Annotated in this window: 15 protein-coding genes and 2 pseudogenes; 7 read left to right on the top strand and 10 right to left on the bottom strand. The window is 60.3% G+C overall.

From position 1 onward, the window contains the following. Positions 1-3: 3 nt before the first annotated feature. Genes AC1RL4_RS20560 through AC1RL4_RS20550 form a run of 3 tightly spaced genes read right to left on the bottom strand, consistent with a single transcriptional unit; the run spans position 4 to position 1,770 of the window. A complete protein-coding gene (locus AC1RL4_RS20560) occupies positions 4-279 on the bottom strand; it encodes a phosphopantetheine-binding protein (RefSeq protein ID WP_018928588.1) in 276 nt (91 codons plus the stop codon). After that, positions 257-1,069 (bottom strand): lysophospholipid acyltransferase family protein, encoded by an 813-nt coding sequence (locus AC1RL4_RS20555; protein ID WP_018928587.1) that lies wholly within the window; start codon positions 1,067-1,069, stop codon positions 257-259. Before AC1RL4_RS20555 ends, AC1RL4_RS20560 begins: the two co-directional genes overlap by 23 nt. Continuing rightward, on the bottom strand, positions 1,045-1,770 hold the full coding sequence (locus AC1RL4_RS20550; RefSeq protein ID WP_019581883.1) for a beta-ketoacyl synthase chain length factor: 726 nt from the start codon (positions 1,768-1,770) through the stop codon (positions 1,045-1,047). The genes AC1RL4_RS20555 and AC1RL4_RS20550 overlap by 25 nt, the downstream gene beginning before the upstream one ends. A gap of 356 nt (positions 1,771-2,126) precedes the next feature. Here AC1RL4_RS20550 and AC1RL4_RS20545 point away from each other — a divergent pair, with 356 nt between their 5' ends. Continuing rightward, on the top strand, positions 2,127-2,897 hold the full coding sequence (locus AC1RL4_RS20545; protein WP_019581884.1) for a ParA family protein: 771 nt from the start codon (positions 2,127-2,129) through the stop codon (positions 2,895-2,897). Between the two features lie 7 nt (positions 2,898-2,904). Here AC1RL4_RS20545 and trxC read toward each other — a convergent pair whose 3' ends face one another. After that, positions 2,905-3,339 carry a thioredoxin TrxC gene (gene trxC, locus AC1RL4_RS20540; protein WP_019581885.1) on the bottom strand — a complete coding sequence of 145 codons (435 nt, stop codon included), beginning with the start codon at positions 3,337-3,339 and terminating at the stop codon, positions 2,905-2,907. Between the two features lie 269 nt (positions 3,340-3,608). On the opposite strand from trxC, the gene mazE reads away from it, so the two are divergent. Together mazE and mazF are read left to right on the top strand one after the other, a co-directional pair. Continuing rightward, the gene (mazE, locus tag AC1RL4_RS20535; protein ID WP_019581886.1) at positions 3,609-3,878 is read left to right on the top strand and encodes a type II toxin-antitoxin system antitoxin MazE; all 270 of its coding nucleotides are present in this window, start codon (positions 3,609-3,611) and stop codon (positions 3,876-3,878) included. Beyond that, positions 3,878-4,240 (top strand): type II toxin-antitoxin system toxin MazF, encoded by a 363-nt coding sequence (gene mazF, locus AC1RL4_RS20530; protein ID WP_019581887.1) that lies wholly within the window; start codon positions 3,878-3,880, stop codon positions 4,238-4,240. The genes mazE and mazF overlap by 1 nt, the downstream gene beginning before the upstream one ends. Before the next feature lie 6 nt (positions 4,241-4,246). Here the strand turns inward: mazF and selO are convergent, their stop codons facing one another. From selO to AC1RL4_RS20505, 5 genes and pseudogenes are all read right to left on the bottom strand, one after another. Next, positions 4,247-5,710 (bottom strand): protein adenylyltransferase SelO, encoded by a 1,464-nt coding sequence (gene selO, locus AC1RL4_RS20525; protein ID WP_028939627.1) that lies wholly within the window; start codon positions 5,708-5,710, stop codon positions 4,247-4,249. Positions 5,711-5,758: 48 nt separating this feature from the next. Next, positions 5,759-9,109, bottom strand: coding sequence for a mechanosensitive channel MscK (mscK, locus tag AC1RL4_RS20520; RefSeq protein ID WP_019581889.1), 3,351 nt, complete (start codon positions 9,107-9,109; stop codon positions 5,759-5,761). Between the two features lie 34 nt (positions 9,110-9,143). Beyond that, positions 9,144-10,886, bottom strand: a complete 1,743-nt coding sequence (locus tag AC1RL4_RS20515) for a potassium/proton antiporter (RefSeq protein WP_019581890.1) — start codon at positions 10,884-10,886, stop codon at positions 9,144-9,146. A gap of 257 nt (positions 10,887-11,143) precedes the next feature. Continuing rightward, positions 11,144-12,007 (bottom strand): methyl-accepting chemotaxis protein, encoded by an 864-nt coding sequence (locus AC1RL4_RS20510; protein ID WP_370741086.1) that lies wholly within the window; start codon positions 12,005-12,007, stop codon positions 11,144-11,146. Then, positions 11,999-12,754: pseudogene (locus AC1RL4_RS20505) on the bottom strand (MCP four helix bundle domain-containing protein); the annotation flags it as partial. The pseudogene AC1RL4_RS20505 and the gene AC1RL4_RS20510, both read right to left, overlap by 9 nt. Before the next feature lie 290 nt (positions 12,755-13,044). Between AC1RL4_RS20505 and AC1RL4_RS20500 the strand changes: the two are divergent. From AC1RL4_RS20500 to AC1RL4_RS20485, 4 genes and pseudogenes are all read left to right on the top strand, one after another. Beyond that, entirely contained in the window at positions 13,045-13,275 is a 231-nt protein-coding gene (locus AC1RL4_RS20500) for a hypothetical protein (RefSeq protein ID WP_019581892.1), read from the top strand. Continuing rightward, positions 13,272-13,574, top strand: a complete 303-nt coding sequence (locus AC1RL4_RS20495; protein WP_019581893.1) for a cell division protein ZapA — start codon at positions 13,272-13,274, stop codon at positions 13,572-13,574. The genes AC1RL4_RS20500 and AC1RL4_RS20495 overlap by 4 nt, the downstream gene beginning before the upstream one ends. Before the next feature lie 55 nt (positions 13,575-13,629). Beyond that, positions 13,630-14,748: pseudogene (locus tag AC1RL4_RS20490) on the top strand (HAMP domain-containing protein); the annotation flags it as partial. Positions 14,749-14,766: 18 nt separating this feature from the next. Next, positions 14,767-15,612, top strand: a complete 846-nt coding sequence (locus AC1RL4_RS20485; protein WP_409258632.1) for a methyl-accepting chemotaxis protein — start codon at positions 14,767-14,769, stop codon at positions 15,610-15,612. Positions 15,613-15,731: 119 nt separating this feature from the next. On the opposite strand, the gene AC1RL4_RS20480 is transcribed toward AC1RL4_RS20485, so the two are convergent. After that, positions 15,732-17,534: an acyl-CoA dehydrogenase gene (locus AC1RL4_RS20480; RefSeq protein WP_204123925.1), complete on the bottom strand. Its 1,803-nt coding sequence runs from the start codon at positions 17,532-17,534 to the stop codon at positions 15,732-15,734. Between the last annotated feature and the right edge of the window lie 101 nt (positions 17,535-17,635).

Genomic DNA, 17,635 nt, shown 5'->3' with positions numbered 1-17,635 from the left:
GTCTCAAGCTGCCTGTTTTGCAGTGACGAACGCCGCAAGGCTCGCCACGTTGCTGAAGTGATTACGGGTGTCCTTGGCGTCGGCATCGATTTTGATACCGTACTTTTTCTGGATCGCCAGGCCGAGTTCCAGCGCGTCTACCGAGTCCAGGCCCAGGCCTTCGCCGAACAGCGTCTGGTTGTCGCCGATGTCGTCGACGCTGATGTCTTCGAGGCCCAGGGCTTCGATGATCAGCTCTTTGATTTCCTGCATCAGGCTAACGGTGTTCTGATCGCTCATCTTCGGCGAGCTCCTTGATAAAGTAAGAGTGCAAATAGTCGTTGAGCTTGCGCGAGGCCTGGGGTGCAGGGCCTTGCGTAGCGAAGGCCTGTGGGTCTATATCGGCCCCGACGCGAAAACTGAAGTGCACGCGGCGTTTGGGGATCCGATACCAGGGTTCGGCCTTGGTCAATGTGGTCGGGTTGACCTTGATAATCACCGGGGTGAGGATTCTCGCACCGCGCAGCGCGATTGCCGCGCCCCCCCGATGAAAGGCCGGCGGTTGGCCGGGTCGGGTCCGGGTGCCCTCGGGAAAAATGATCAGGGTCTGACCGCTTTTCAGCGCGTCGGCAGCGGCGTCGAGCATGTCCATGCTGCCATCGTTGCTGATGTATTCGGTACAGCGTAGCGGACCGCGAGTGAACGGGTTTTCCCAGAGGCTTTTCTTGACCACGCAGTTGGCGTGGCGCACCAGGCCGATCAAAAACACCACATCGATCAACGAGGGGTGGTTGGCGACGATCATTTGGCCTGGACGCCCGAGCTTTTCCGCCCCCTGTATGTCATAGGTCAGCACGCCACTGCGCGCCATGAACCGAATGAAAAACCAGAAACACCGACTGACCGTATGTCGCGCGCGCTGACGATGGACCTGAGCGTCTCCCGGCAGGCAGTTCAACAACGGGAACACCACCAGTCGCAGGCACAGGCTGCTCAACCCGAACAGGGTGAAGCTTGCGGCGGTGGCCAGCAGGCGCCAGTAGTAGGCGTCGCGGTTCTTATCGGTTACGGGTTGCGTTGCCAGGTCCATACACGATTTTTCCAGGCATGTTGGCAGGTTGTTTGCTGGCCGAGCAGCGTACGCAACAGATTCAGGGCATGGGGCCAGCGGGCTTTGGACAACGTGTGCGGGGCGCTGTTCAGCGACAGTTGCCACTGATTGCCGGGGGTGATCAACAGACCGACCGCATAAGGGAAAGGCACATCATCGATCCAGGCCGAGTAGGCGGCGGGCGGTTGCTCTTCGGTGACGATCAGCAGTACCGCGGGCGCACCTTCCTCAAGCAGCGCCGCGGCCTCTAGCATGCCGTGTTCAAGGCCATCGCCGGCGGCGGCGAGGGCGGTCATTTCGCTGGTTTCGCCACGCATGATCGACCACAGACCGATGACCGCGTTGTGCACCGACAGGCTGAACTGGGTGGGCGACAACGGTTGGTCGGTCGCCAGATCGCTGAGAATTTCGAAGGTGCGCGGGGTTTCGCCGTGGCGAGAAATAAAGACCAATGGTAAATCCGGATGACCATCGGCCAAGGGCCAGCCGACACTGAACGCCATCCGCGCCAGACGGCTGAGTCGCCGACGCTGCATGGCCGGCAGAAACGACACATCCGGGGCGGCATCGCTGGGCTCGAGCACGACCGGTTGTCGGCTCCAGGCCTGCCAATCATCCACGCTTTCAAGCCCAGGGGCCCAAGCGCGCCATTGGGCGATGTTGAAGTTGATCACAGACATTCATCCCGCCCCTGCGGGCTTCCTTTAACGCGGTGAGTCGCAAGAACCGCGGCTGACCTGACGTGGCGCTTAACGCCGAGTGGCGCGCATTATCCCGGTGCTGCGGGCGTGTAGCAAATGCTGGTTACATTTTGCGCAACGAAATGTACCGTCTGGTTCGCGAAAAGCTGTCGTTTTGCCATTACCCACAATGCGGCGGACATGTCTGTCGGCACTGTCGGCTATCAATGGACGAGTTGGCAGCTTTTCCGGCCAGAGATTTGCCTATGACTGTGTAGTCTAGATGCTGGCGAGGTAGCTAAGCAGCGATGTGGACTACTACACTCGGTCATTCTTTGATACACGGAGGTTTAGACATGCGGCGCGTGGTGTTCAATCAGAAAGGTGGCGTGGGCAAATCAAGCATTGCCTGCAATCTGGCGGCGGTCAGCGCCAGCGAAGGCTATCGCACGTTATTGGTGGATCTCGATGCCCAGGCCAACTCCACTCAATACCTGACGGGGCTCACCGGTGAGGATATCCCGATGGGTATCGCCGACTTCTTCAAGCAGACCCTGTCCTCCGGGCCGTTCTCGAAGAAAGGTCAGGTCGACATCTACGAAACTCCGTTCGACAACCTTCACGTCATCACTGCCACCGCCGAGCTGGCAGACTTGCAGCCCAAGCTTGAGGCCAAACACAAGATCAACAAGCTGCGTAAATTGCTCGAGGAGCTGGACGGTGATTACGACCGGATCTATCTCGACACCCCGCCAGCGCTGAATTTCTATGCCGTCTCGGCCTTGATCGCCGCTGATCGTGTGCTGATCCCCTTCGACTGCGACAGCTTCTCGCGCCAGGCGCTGTATGGGCTGTTGGCGGAAATCGAAGAGTTGAAGGACGACCACAATGAAGGGCTGGAAGTCGAAGGCATTGTCGTCAACCAGTTCCAGGCTCGCGCCAGCCTGCCCCAGCAAATCCTCGACGAGCTGATCGCCGAAGGGCTGCCGGTACTGCCGGTGTACCTGGCGAGTTCGGTGCGCATGCGCGAATCCCATCAGGCCAACACGCCGCTGATCCACCTCGACCCGCGGCACAAGCTGACCCAGCAATTCGTCGAACTGCACAACCTGTTGGAAAATCCCTGAAAGGCAATCAGATCCCCTGACTGCGCAACCAGCTCATCAACTGCGGTAACGGGAAGGCCCCGCTTTGGCGAGCCACTTCCCGGCCGTTCTTGAACAGAATCAGGCTCGGGATCGAGCGAATCCCCAGCTGCGCCGACAACTGTTGATTCGCTTCGCTGTCCAGCTTGGCCAGCCGACACTTGCCCGCCAATTGCCCCGCCGCCTGCTCGAACACCGGCGCAAACGACTTGCACGGCCCGCACCAATCCGCCCACACATCCACCAGCAACGGCAGGTCACCCTTGATCTGACTGGCGTAATCGCCTTGCTTCAATTCGAACGGCTTGTTCAGCAGGACATCAGCCTTGCAGCGGCCGCACTTTGGATGATCGTTGAGGCGCTCGGCGGGGATGCGGTTCAGGCCGTTGCAGTGGGGGCAGGGGATGAGGAGTGGGGCGGGCATGGGCGGCCTCCGAGCGGGTGAGCGTATGAAGCTGATTTGGAGTCGGGAGCGGGATATATCAAGTCTTTGAAGGGAGATGTTTGTGGAGTGAGTGTCGCAAATGCTCACATTTAATCGGGCATTCGGTCTGTGATCGGTAGCTACGCTGGAAGAAGGCTTCAGAATCCCGAATCGTCTATGGAGAGTTCGCTTTGCCGTTATCTGCGTGCTACTTTTGTTGCACTTATCGAGAAATCGATACCTTTCAATTTTCGGATCGGAGTTATCCCATGTCCGTGACCTCCAAAATCCGCCGACAAGGCGGCGCAGCGGTGATTACTCTTCCGCCTACCTTATTGAAGCTCCTGCACCTGGAGGTGGGGGCACAATTGGAATTGAATGTGGTGGATGGCGAGTTGATAGCTCGTCCGGTTATCCAGCCGCCTCGCAAGCGTTACAGCCTTGAAGAGTTGCTTGAGGGCTCCGAAGCAATGGCCGAATTGAACGCACAGACAGCCTTTGCGCGTGAAGGCGATCCAGTCGGCCGGGAGCTCGGTTAATGGTGCGTCGACAAGCCCCGCAGCGGGGCGATGTCTATTGGATTGATCCGAATCCGGTCGCAGGACGAGAGATGATGAATCGTCATCGCTTCGTCGTGATAACGCCAAGGGAAATCAACGCACTGGGTGTCAGCATGACTGTACCCGTGACCAGTGGCGGGAGTTTCAGTCGAAATTCAGGTCTGGCGGTTATCGTGTCCGGCCACGAAACAAACGGCGTTGCAGTGTGTAATCAGGTACGCAGTTTTGACATTGAGCAACGTGTTCGCGATGGTTCGGCCAAGTTTATCGAACGACTTGATGACGTCACGATGGCAGACATCGTCGCTCGAGTCGTCAGCGCCATAGATCCTCTGGATTAGCCGGCTTTACGACGAACAACTGATCTCCAGATGCTTGCCCCATTCCGGTGGCCGCTCGGCGTAGCTCTCCATCCCCGGCTGCTCCTCGAACGGATTGCTCAGTACCGCGTGCAGTCGACGAACTTCTGAATAGTCGCCGCTTTCCGCCGCATCGATGGCTTTCTGCGCCAGGTAATTGCGCAGGATGTACAGCGGATTCACCGCATGCATCCGTTCGCGGCGCAGCGCCTGATCAGCTTCACCTTCACGGGCAACCCGGGCGATGTAGCGCTCACCCCAGGCATCGAAGCCCTTGATGTCGACGAAATCATCACGCAGGCGGGCGACGGCCAGTTCGGGTGATTCATCGCCCAGGCGGCGGAAGAACAGGCTGTAATCGACACCGCTGTTCTGCATCAGTTGCAGCAGCTGCTCCAGCAGTTTCTGGTCGTCGTCTTCAGCGGTAGTAAGGCCGAGGCGGCGGCGCATCAGGTCCAGGTAGTGAGCCTGGAACAGTGGCAGGTACAGGCCGAGGGTCTCGCGCAGGGCTTCGACGCTGATGAACGGTGTCAGGGCCTGGGCGAGGGCGCTGAGGTTCCACTGGCCAATCGGTACCTGGTTGCTGAAGGAGTAGCGGCCCTGGTCATCGGAGTGGTTGCAGATGAAGTGGGCGTCGAAGTCGTCGAGGAAGGCGAACGGGCCGAAGTCGAAGGTGATGCCGAGGATCGACATGTTGTCGGTGTTCATCACGCCGTGGCAGAACCCATAGGCCTGCCATTTGGCGATCAGTTCGGCATTACGCTCGACGATTTCGCGGAACATCGCCAGATACGGTTCCGGCTGTTCCAGGCAGTGTGGGAAGTGCATGGCCAGCACGTGCTCGCCGAGTTCTTTCTGCTGCTCGGGGCGCTTGGTGTAGTAGAAAAATTCGAAGTGCCCGAAGCGTACATGGCTCGGCGACAGGCGCAGGACCATGGCCGCGCGTTCCTGTTTCTCGCGCCAGACCGGCGTGTCAGAGCCGATCACGCACAGTGCGCGCGTGGTGGGAATGTTCAGGGCATGCAGGGCTTCGGAGGCAAGGAACTCGCGGATCGAGGAGCGCAGCACCGCCCGTCCATCGCCCATGCGTGAGTAAGGCGTCTGACCGGCACCCTTGAGGTGCAGGTCCCAATGCTCGCCGGCTTCGTTATAGACCTCGCCCAGCAACAGGCCGCGCCCGTCGCCCAACTGCGGGTTGTAGGAGCCGAATTGATGCCCGGAATAGACCATCGCCCGCGGCTCGGCTTCAGCCCACAGCTTGTGGCCGCCGAACAGCTCGGCGAACACTGGCGTTTCGGCCTCGGCCGGGTCCAGGTCCAGCAGCGCCATGGCGGCGGGGCTGGCGACCACCAGTCGCGGAGCCGCAATGGGCTCGGGCAGGACGTGGGTTGAGAACGCATCGCCCAGGCGGGCGAAGCGATTGTCGAAGGTCAGTTCGTCGAGGGCTTTCAACGGCCATCTCCAGCAGAATGTCCGAGCATTCTGCTAGGGATAGCGCGCTTAGTCGAGTTCGACAGGCGGCGGCTCTTGCCGCGGTTTGCTGGTGGGTGCCGGAACAACGGTTTTGGCTTCCGGTTCGATCGGCACCATCTTGTACTCCTGGCCCTGAAGGTTCTTGAGATAGACCTCCATCTGCCGGAACGAGATGTTGATGTGCTGCTTCTTGAACTCGCGATTGATGAAGCGGTTGACCTCATCGAGCACCGGGTTGCGGTCACCGAGGTCACGCACATGCATGCGCAACTCGTGGTCGAGGGTGCTTTCGCCGAAGTTCAGGAAGTACACGTGGGGTTCCGGGTCCTTCAGCACACGCGGGTTATCGCGGGCGGCCTTGAGCAACAGTTCTTTCACCAGGTCCAGATCCGAGCCGTAGTCGACGCCGAGCTTGAGGGTCACCCGGGTGATGGTGTCGGTCAACGACCAGTTGATCAGTTGCCCGGTGATGAACGTCTTGTTCGGGACGATGATGTCCTTGCGATCGAAGTCGGTGATGGTCGTGGCACGGATGCGGATCTTGCTCACGGTGCCCGACAGGTTGCCGATGGTGATGGTGTCGCCGATCCGCACCGGGCGTTCGAACAGGATCATGATGCCGGAGATGAAGTTGGCGAAGATTTCCTGCATCCCGAAACCGAGACCCACCGACAGCGCCGCCACCAGCCATTGCAACTTGTCCCAGCTCACGCCGAGCGTGGACAGGGTCGAGACGAAACCGACACCGGCGATCACATAGGACAGCAACGTGGTCGTGGCGTAGGAACTGCCCTGGGCCAGGTTGAGCTTGGACAGCACAAACACTTCCAGCAGACCCGGCAAGTTGCGCGCCAGCGCGAAGGTGATGCCGATGATGATCAGCGCGCCAAGCATGTCGCCGATGCTGATCGGCACCATGCTCATGTTGGCGCCGGTGCCGCTGGTGTATTCGTAGAGGGTGATGTTGTCCAGGTACGAGAACACCGAAATCAGGTCTGACCAGACCCAGTACAGCGCCGCGATGAAACCGCCGAGCAGGGCCAGGCGGATCAGTCGCAGGGACTGCTCGTTGACCTTCTCGATGTCCAGGGTCGGCTCTTCGATCACCGCTTCGCCGTCGCCAGCCTCTTTCGCGGCCTGGCGTTTGGCCAGGGCGCGCTGATAGGCCAGGCGGCGTGCCGCAACGCTGAGGCCGCGCACGAAGGTGGCTTCGATCACCAGCCAGAACATCAAGAGGTACAGGGTGTTGATCAACCGGTCGCTGAGTTTCAGCGCGGTGTAGTAGTAGCCGAAGCACACCGCGACGAACAACGCGATCGGCAGGACGGTGAACATGACTCCCACGGCCTTGCGGAACAGCGAGGCGTTTTCGTGGGTCGGGCTGCTGACCAATAGCCGGCTGAGCAGCCAGGCCATCAAGGCGTAGCAGGTCAGCACCACCGGCATGCCGAGCACGTCATCAGCCAGCGTCGCCGGTTGCAGTTCGGCGACCGCCACCACGGTCACCAGAGCCATCACCACCAGCCCGAGCCGGCGAATCCAGCCTTGAAGGAATTCGACCTGGGGTTTTTCCCAGCGGAAATGCAGTTCGGCCACGCCGCCCGGTGCGAGGATGCGGTAGGCGGTGTAGAACACCAACCAGGCTTGGGCCATCTGCAACAGCGCCGCGCCCATATTGGCGTTCTGCCCGCGGGCGTCGATCTGCAAGGCCAGGCCGCACAACGCCAGGCCCAGTGAAACCGGCATCGCCAGCAGGATGTTGATCAGAATCGCTTGCGGGGTATGCCACTGACTGTCGCGTTTGAAATGGCCGATGTCCTGGTGAACTTTGTTCAGGCGGGCATAGAGATTTTTGCGGCGCCACAGCAGCGCGCCGATCAGCAAGGCCAGCGGCAGGAACAGCAGCGGTCGTTGCGTCAGGCCATCGGTCAATTCGCTCAGGCTCGAGGCCCATGGCAGGGTCGTGACCTGGCGTTGCAGGCGTTCCGGTACGTTATGTATCCACTCAAGATCCAGCGGCTTGTTGCTGGGAATCCAGAACATCTGCTCGTCCAGCGTAGCCCGCAGACTTTGCGCGGTGCTGAGCAGTTGTTTCTGATTGAGTTGCAGCGTGATGGATTCGTTGAGCACCGCGCTCAGTTCGCGATTCAAGCGCTCCAACAGGTCTGCGCGGGTGTTGGCCAGGTCCAGCAGGCTCTTGCGCAGTTGCGGGGTGACTTGCTCGGGTGGTTGAGTCGCCAGCAGGTTATCGACGTAGGTGATCGGGTTGCTGAGCAGTTCCCGTTGCTGGCTGACTTCGAACTGATACAGGCGAATGTCGGCAATCTGGTCGGCCAAGTCGCGGTCGAGCCTTAGACGCGGCAGGGCCTGTTTCTGTTTGTAGAGAATCTTGGAGAGCAGCAGGCTGCCCTTGAGCACGTTGATCTGTTCGTCCAGCGCCGAGTCGCTCTGGGTCACGCTGTCCAGTTGCTGCTTGGTCTGCAGGTTCTGTTGAGTGACTTCGTTGAGGCGGTCGGTGCTTTTGAGCAGGTAGTCGGAGAGCTTCAGGTTGGCCGCGCTTTCGGTGGCCAGCAGGCTACTGCCACCGGCCTTCTGCGCCTCGATGGACTGCTGGGTCACGGTCTCTTGCGACTGGGCCAGGCGTTTCTGGTTGATCAGGGTTTGCAGGTCCTGGATCTCCTGATCCAGGCGATCGGATTTTTCCGACAGCAAGTCGTGCTGGCTGTTGCCCAGGTCCTGCAACAGGCTGTTGCCGGCCAGTTCCTGGCGACGCAACGGAATCAAGGCGTTCAGTGCCGCAAGCTCGGCGTTGAGCTGATCGCGTTGCTCGGCGGTCAGGGTCTTGCCGCTGTCCTTGCCAAGTTTGAGGATGTTGTTGATCTGCTGGATGCGCGTCTGGCTGGCAGAGATCTCGGCCTGGGCGCGCTCGGGGCGGGTCTGGGCGGTAATGATCAGGCTGTTCGCTTCGGCCAGGGCTTTCTGCAGGTCGCTTTGTTGAGTGGAACGTTCGGTCAGCAGTTGCTCAAGCTGCTGAATCGTCTCTTTGGTATAGCGCTGCCCCACCGGCACCACTTTGGTGGCCTTGAGGCGGGTCAGCTCGCGCTGGTTCTCGATGTTCTGCCTTGGAGCGTTGGTCAACTGCTGCTTGAGATCGATCAGCTTCTGGTCGTAATCACGCCGGTTGTTGAGCTGGGTGAGCGTGCTCTGCAGGACCGCTTGCAGGGCTTTCTGATCGGCCTCCGGCAGTTTGCGGTCAGCGATCTTGTCCAGACTCGCTTGCACGGCTTCGCTGGACGGCGGCTCGGCGGCTTGCAGCGTGTTGATGGAAAGACTCAAGCCCAGCAGGGCCATGATGAAAAAGGTACGCAGAGTTGACATAGAGACCGATCGAAAACGAGACGAAGTAAGGAGTTTAGAGGAACAGGCCGGGGCCGGGGCGACTTCCTTCGGGAAATCTGACGCCCACTTTCCCAATCTTGTTCCCTTCCATGACCGCGACGGTCCAGAGGGTGTTGTTCCACTCCACCTGGTCACCGACGACTGGAGCGCCGCCCACTTTCTGGGCAATGAAGTGGCCCAGGGACATGTTCGGATCGATGCCCTCGACTTTCAATCCATACAGGGCAGCAACCGCGCCCAGCTGGGCGTCTCCTTCGAGTACGAAGTCGCCGAAGAAGCGCAAATCCAGCCCCCGTTGCGGTGCCTGGCTGAAGAGTTTTCCGAGGGCCGGAAGGTTGTGTTCATGGCCGATCACGCAGAGCAAATCATCGACTTCGAGCACCGTACTACCCGACGGATGGAGCAGTTGCTGGCCACGAAACAGGGCCGCGATACGTGTGCCTTCGGGCATTTTCAGCTCGCGAAGGGGTGAACCGATGCACCATTTCTCGGCACCGAGGCGATACACGAACAGTTCCCACTCGCTGGTGACATGCACTTCCAGCGCCGATCGGGAGATCGGCAGGGGCTCCGGCGGGACGGTCACTTTCAAAAGCTTGGCGACCCACGGCAGGCTTGTGCCCTGCACCAACAGCGACACCAGCACGATAAAGAACGCCAGATTGAAATACAGTTGAGCATTGGGCAGTCCCGCCATCAGTGGGAACACCGCCAGAATGATCGGTACGGCACCGCGCAGGCCAACCCAGGAAATGAATGCCTTCTCGCGTCCATGGAACGCCTTGAACGGCAGCAGTCCAGCCAGCACCGACAGCGGGCGGGCAAACAGAATCATCCACAGCGCCAGGCCCAGCGCCGGCAAAGCGATCGGCAGCAGGTCATGGGGCGTGACCAGCAGCCCCAGCACCAGGAACATGCCGATCTGGGCCAGCCAGGCCATGCCGTCGAGCATATGCAAAATGCCGTGACGGCTGCGTACCGGGCGGTTGCCGATCACCAGGCCGCACAGGTACACCGCCAAAAAGCCGCTGCCGTGCAGGGCGTTGGTCAGGGCGAACACCACCAGGCCGCCGGCAATTACCAGAATTGGATAAAGGCCAGTGGCCAGGTGGATGCGGTTGACCAGTTGCAGCATCAGCCAGCCACCGGCGAGGCCGATGACGCCGCCAATACCGAACTCACGCAGCAAGTGCCCGAGCAGGCTCCAGTGCAGGCCGGTCTGGCCGCTGGCGAGCATGTCGATCAGGGTGACGGTGAGAAACACTGCCATCGGGTCGTTGCTGCCGGATTCGATCTCCAGGCTGGCGGTCACCCGCTCGTTCAGGCCTTTGCCGCCGAGCAGCGAGAACACGGCCGCGGCATCGGTGGAACCGACGATGGCGCCGATCAGCAGGCCCTGAATCAGGTTCAGGTCGAACAACCACGCCGCCGCCATCCCGGTCAGCCCGGTGGTGATCAACACCCCGACCGTGGCCAGCGACAGCGCCGGCCATAACGCCACGCGAAAACTCGCCACCCGGGTGCGTAAGCCGCCGTCGAGCAAGATCACTGCCAGGGCGAGGTTGCCGACCAGATAAGCCGTGGGGTAGTTATCGAAAATAATGCCGGCGCCGTCGACACCGGCCGACATGCCCACCGCAAGGATGATCACCAGAATCGGGATCCCGAGGCGCGATGAAAGTGAGCTCACCAGAATGCTCGCACCTACCAGCAACGCGCCGATCAAGAACAGGCTGTTGATGGTCGTCGCATTCAAAGGCAGTACTCCGGAAGCATAAAGGCGGGCGCAAACTGACCATGCAGTCCGCGTGCCAGCGATTCTAACCTGTTGAAATGTGATGCTGTCAAAAAGCTTTTGACGGCGATCATCCCCTGTGGCGAGGGGGCTTGCTCCCGCTGGGCCGCGTAGCGACCCCCAAACCGGCGCTGCGGTGCGCCAGGTTCAACGCGTGGGTCAATGCGACTGCTTCGCAGCCGAGCGGGAGCAAGCTCCCTCGCCACAGGGCGCAGCCGTTACAGGCTAAACCGCCCAACCATGTTGTTCAGGTCCAGCGCCAGGCGCGACAGTTCGTTGCTGGCCGCACTCGTCTGGTTGGCACCGGTGGCCGATTGCACCGACAGGTCACGAATGTTCACCAGATTGCGGTCCACTTCACGGGCCACTTGCGCCTGCTCTTCGGCCGCGCTGGCGATCACCAGGTTGCGCTCGTTGATTTCGACGATGGCGCTGTTGATGGTGTCCAGCGACAGGCCGGCACCGCGCGCGATGTTCAAGGTCGACTCGGCGCGCTCGGTGCTGTTGCGCATCGAGTCCACGGCGTGTTCGGTGCCACTCTGAATGCTGCCGATCATGCGTTCGATTTCGCTGGTCGACTGCTGGGTGCGATGAGCCAGGGCGCGCACTTCGTCGGCAACCACCGCAAAGCCACGACCGGCTTCACCGGCACGGGCCGCTTCGATGGCGGCGTTCAACGCCAACAGGTTGGTCTGGTCAGCCAGGCCGCGAATCACGTCCAGCACTTTGCCGATGTCTCGCGACTCGTTGGCCAGATCGCCGATCAGAGTGGCGGTGCTCTGCACGTCGGCGCTCATGCGTTCGATGGCGCTGACGGTCTCCTGTACCAGGTCACGACCGTCGCCCGCCGAAGTGGTGGCGTTTTTCGAGGCTTCGGAAGTGCTCACGGCATTGCGCGCGACTTCTTCCACCGCGCTGGTCATTTCGTTGACGGCGGTGGCGGCCTGTTCGATTTCGTTGTTCTGCTGGGTCAGGCCACGGGCGCTTTCGTCGGTGACACTGTTCAGTTCTTCCGCAGCAGACGCCAGTTGGGTGGCCGAACCGGAAATCCGTTGCAGGGTGTCGCGCAGTTTGTCCTGCATCTTCGCCATGGCGGCCAATAGACGACCGGCTTCATCTTCGCCATCGACCGTGATCGGGCGCGTCAGGTTGCCTTCGGCGATTTCTTCGGCGGCGCTCAGGGCGTTGGCGATCGGTTTGGTGATGCTGTTGGTCAGCAGCCAGGCGAACAGCAGGGTCAGGCCGGTGGCGATGACCAGCAGGGTCACCACCAGGTTGAAGGCCGAAGAATACTGGTCGGCGGCTTGCTGGTTGGTGTCGATGGTCTGCTGGGTGTTGATCTCTAGCAAGCGATTGAGCACGGTGTTCATGGCTTCAGAGTTGTTCAGCAAATCGGTATTGACCAGTGTGCGCTGTTCGTCGATCTGATTGTTGCGCGACAGGCTCTTCATCCGGTCTTCGATCTGGCGGTACTGCCCCAGTAACTGCACATACTGATCATAGGCTGCACGTTCCTGTGGGCTGGCGATCAACTTTTCGTAGGATGCCTGAGCCGCTCGGATCTGCTGGTTTCGGGTTTCCAGCAGCTCGATGGTTTTCTGCTGGACGTCCGGCTCACGATTCACGAGCAGACGATAGGCCAGCACACGCAGGCGCAGTGTCAGCTGAGTGAATTCGTCGAGGCTTTTAATGCTCGGTACGCTGTTTGAGGTGATCTCCTCGGCGGCGCCGCGAATCTTGCTCATCTGGTTCAGGGCGAACACACCCAGGATCAGCATCATGGCGCCAATCAGGGTGAAACCGAGGAACGCCCGCGGTGCGATATTCATATTTCTTAGGGACATGGTGTTCACCGAAAAAAGCGCCTCCGTGCGAGGCTGAGACTGTTGTATGGATGACTTATCGGTCATACGACTAAAGTCTTGAGTCGCTGCGCGCATTTGTCGCAGAAGGGCCGCGACGACGAAGTGCAGGAACCAGAACCGCCAATCACAGTCTTTAAAGTTCGCGAGGAAGGTCGACTGCCAGGAAAATCAAGGCCTTGCGCCTGCATAACCCTGGCTTCCACAGTGACTTTTCTTTATCGTACGCGCCCTTTGAAAATGCCCGGAAAATCAAAATGTTAGAAGCATCCCTAAGCCAATTGGAACAACTGGTCAGCGACCTGGTGCAACAGAACCAGGTTCTGCTCGGCACCAATCAATCCCTGAGTGCGGAGCTGGCCCAGGTCAAGGATGAAAACGAAAGCTTGCAACTGAGCCTGATGGAGCAGGAAGAGAAACAAGGCGCCACCGTTGCACGCATTCAGGCCTTGGTTGAGCGCGTCAGCGCCGGCCCTGTCAGCGCATGAGTTACGGCGCCGCAGGGGTAAAAGTCGTCTCGATTCTGGGTGAAGACTATTCAATCAAGGCGCCGGCCGGGGAAGAGCAGACCCTGCTGGACGCCGCCTTAATGTTGAAGGCCGCTCTGGCCGAGACCAAAAAGAAATACCCGGCGCTGATCGGTGACCGCTTGCTGGTGCTGGCGGCGATGAATCTGTGCTCGCAGCAGATCGAAATGCAAAAGCGTCACCAGCAGGAACTCGACCGTTACCAAGAGCAAGTCAGCGCCACGGTTGAAGTGATCGCCAAGACGATCAAACAGGCCTGAGCGGCTTTGCGCACAACCAAAGAATAAATTGTCGTTTGTGTTGTATACAATCGGCATGGCTGTTGCAGTGTTTCAGCCTCTTATTCTTTGGGGGTGCTCCATGCAGTTCTGGCGACGCAGTATTCAATGGCAGTTGATCCTGAGCATGGGCACCGCCCTGCTGGTCAGTATTCTGATCGTGGTTGGCATTTATACCCTCGTGGTCAACCGCCTCGCCCAGCGCTATCTGGTCGAGCAGGCGTTGCCGTCGAGCATCGAAGCGATGCGCAACGACATCGAGCGCATCCTCGTTCAACCCCTCACCGCCGCCAAGGACATCGCCAGTAACAGCATGGTGCGCGACTGGTTGGCCGGAGGCGAAAACACTGCCCAGACCGCGACCTTCGTCAGTTACCTGGAAGGCATCCGCGCTGAGCACAAAGCCTTTACCGCGCTGATCATCGGTGCCGCTTCAAACCATTACTTCACCGAAAAGGGCCTGGACCGCACACTCAGCCGCTCCAATCCCAATGACGCCTGGTTCTATTCGTTCCTCGACAGCAATCAACCGCGCACCCTCAATATCGACAATGACACCGCCACCGGCGAGTTGGCGCTGTTCATCGACCTCAAGGTCGAGCAGGCCGGTAAAGTCGTGGGCGTGGCCGGGCTGGGCCTGAGCATGAAAGAGCTGTCGGAGCTGATCCACAACTTCAACTTCGGTGAGCGCGGCAAGGTCTATCTCGTGCGCTCCGACGGTTTGATCCAGGTTCATCCCGAGGCGCAGTTCAGCGGCAAACGTACGCTGGTCGAACAGATCGGCGCTTCGGCGGCGCAAGCGGTGATGACCTCCACCGCGTCTGGCAGCAGCAGTTTTGCCCGCGATGACGAAGAGTTTCTGGCCTTGAGCCTGCCGCTGCGTGATCTGGGCTGGACCCTGGTGGCCGAAGTGCCGCAGTCGCAGATCTACGCTGAAGCTCGCCGGGCGATGTGGATGAGCGGCGGCATTGGTCTGGCGGTGGCGTTGGTTTGTCTTTTATTGGTGGTGTTGCTGGCTCGTGGATTGGTGCGACCGATTCGTCAGGTAACAGCGGCGTTGGTTGCCATCGGTAGCGGTGGTGGAGATTTGACCCACAGGTTAGATTCCAGCCGCGCCGATGAGTTGGGTGACCTGGCTCGCGGCTTTAATCGGTTCCTGGAAAGTCAGCGCGAGATGATCGGCGAAGTGCTGGCCACCAGTGAGCGTTTACGCACGGCGGTCGGCCAGGTGGCGCGGGTGGTGGACAACACTGCTGAGCGTTCTGGACGTCAGCAGGAAATGACCGACATGGTTGCCACCGCCGTCCATGAGATGGGGCTGACCGTGCAGGAAATCGCCCAGAACGCTGGCAACGCGGCGGTCGCTTCGCAAACCGCGCGGGATGAAGCGCTGCAGGCGCGGGAAGTGGTGGGTGGGTCGATTCGGCATATAGAAAGTATGTCTGACGAAATTGGCGTCGCCGCCGGAGCGGTGGGTGAGTTGGCCCTGCAGGTGGCGTCCATCGATCAAGTGCTGGCGGTGATTCGCGGGATTTCCGAGCAGACCAATTTGCTCGCGCTCAACGCCGCCATCGAAGCGGCGCGGGCCGGGGATATGGGGCGCGGCTTTGCGGTGGTGGCCGATGAAGTGCGGACCCTGGCGCGACGGACGCAGTCGTCCACCGACGAGATCCAGCAGATGATCGGCAGCCTCAAGCAGGGCGCGGAGCATGCAGTGTCTTCAATGCACGCCGGGCAAGCGGCGACCGGCACGGGGGTTGAGTCAAGCCAGCGCACCGGGGCGTCGTTGACGGCGATTACCGGGCAGGTCGAGCACATCAGCGACATGAACCATCAGGTGGCCACAGCGACGGAAGAGCAATCGGCGGTGACGGAAGAGATCAACCGCAACGTGCAGGGGATTTCCGATTTGGCGCGGGCGACGGCGGGGGAGGTCAGGGCTTGTCGTGAAGACTGTCAGACGTTGCAGCGCCTGGCCGATGATTTGGCACGGCAGATGGGCAGTTTCAAACTCACCTAACCGATCGTTCCCACGCTCCGCGTGGGAATGCAGCCCGGGACGCTCCGCGTCCCATTGGAACGCGGAGCGTCCCCTGAGGCATTCCCACGCGGAGCGTGGGAACGATCAGTGTGAGGGGGTCAGAACCACTCATCCTGCATGCTCAGGCACACATCATCCCGCGCCTCAAGAATCGCCAGTTCATGGTGGCAACCCGGCACTTCCCACGTCAGGAAATACCGCGCCGCCTGTAACTTGCCTTTATAGAAGCTCACATCCGCCGCATTAGCCTTGGCCAACCCTTCCTCGGCACGAATCGCCTGTTCCAGCCAGCGCCAGCCGATCACCGTATGACCGAACACTTTCAGGTACAGCGCCGAGTTCGCCAGGCTGCTGTTGACCTTGCCCTGAGCCAGATCGGTCAACAGACCGATGGTCACGGTTTGCAGGCGTGCCACCAGTTTCTCCAGAGGCTCACGCAACGCGGTCAACGATTCATGGGCTTGTGCCCGCTCGGCGGTGTCGGCGATCAGACGGATCAATTGCTTGAGCCCCGCGCCACCGTTTTGCGCCAGTTTGCGCCCCAGCAAGTCCAGCGACTGAATGCCGTGGGTGCCTTCATGGATCGGGTTCAGGCGGTTGTCGCGGTAATACTGCTCCACCGGATACTCGCGGGTGTAGCCGTGACCGCCGAGAATCTGGATCGCCAGTTCGTTGGCCTTCAGGCAAAACTCCGACGGCCAGGATTTGACGATCGGCGTCAGCAGATCCAATAGCTCGTGGGCCTGTTTGCGCTCGGCTTCGCCTTCAAGCGTCGTGGTGTCGTCGAACAGCCGCGCGGCGTACAACCCGAGGTCGAACGCGCCTTCGACGTAGGCTTTCTGGGTCAGCAACATGCGTTTGACGTCGGCGTGCTGAATGATTGCCACCGGTGCGGTGGTCGGATCCTTGCTGTCCGGCACCCGACCTTGCGGACGCTCGCGGGCGTATTCCAGGGAATACAGATACCCGGCGTAACCCAGCATCACCGCGCCCATGCCGACACCGATCCGCGCCTCGTTCATCATCTGGAACATGTAGCTCAAGCCATGGTGTGGCTTGCCCACCAGATAGCCGACACACTCGCCGTTATCGCCAAAGTTCAGCGCAGTGGAGGTGGTGCCACGCCAGCCCATCTTGTGGAACAGCCCGGCCAGCAGCACATCGTTGCGCTTGCCGAGACTGCCGTCATCGTTGACCAAAAACTTGGGCACGATAAACAGCGAGATCCCCTTCACCCCGGCCGGCGCGTCCGGCAACTTGGCCAACACCATGTGCACGATGTTTTCCGACAGCGGGTGGTCACCGCCGGAGATGAAGATCTTGTTGCCCTTGAGTCGATAGGTGCCGTCGGACGCCGGCTCGGCGCGGGTACGAATATCCGACAGTGATGAGCCAGCGTGGGGCTCGGTCAGTGCCATGGTGCCGAAGAAGCGACCGTCGATCATCGGTTGCAGAAAACGCTGCTTCTGCTCATCGGTGCCGAAGCTTTCAATCAGGTTGGCCGCGCCCATAGTCAAGAACGGGTAGGAGGTCGACGCCGCGTTGGCCGATTGAAAGTGCGCGAAGCAAGCCTGGGACAGCAGCGTAGGAAGTTGCATGCCGCCGGCATCGAAACTGCGCGCGGCGTTGAGGAAACCGGCTTCGAGGAAGGCATCCACTGCCGGTTTCACTTCTGGAATCAGAATCGCCTGACCGTCCTCATAGCGCGGCTCGTTCTCATCGCCCTTGCGGTTGTGCGGGGCGAAGAACTTCTCGGCGATGTTGCGGGCGGTGCCGATGGCGGCATCGAAGGTCTCGCGATTGTGCTCGGCGAAACGCTCACGTTGGGTCAGGCCCTCGGCATCAAGGACTTCATACAGCTCGAAAGCCAGATTGCGGGAACTGAGCAACGTCTCGGACATGGCGGCCTACCTTTATTTGGGATGGTCCGAGTCTAGGCGTGGGAATAGAGGCTGAACAGGATGATTGATCTTGGTGATGGAGAAGCAAAAGATCTTGCTTG

The organism is Pseudomonas sp. GW822-FHT07A10, from assembly GCF_058798795.1.
This window is presented reverse-complemented; position numbering and strand designations above follow the sequence as displayed.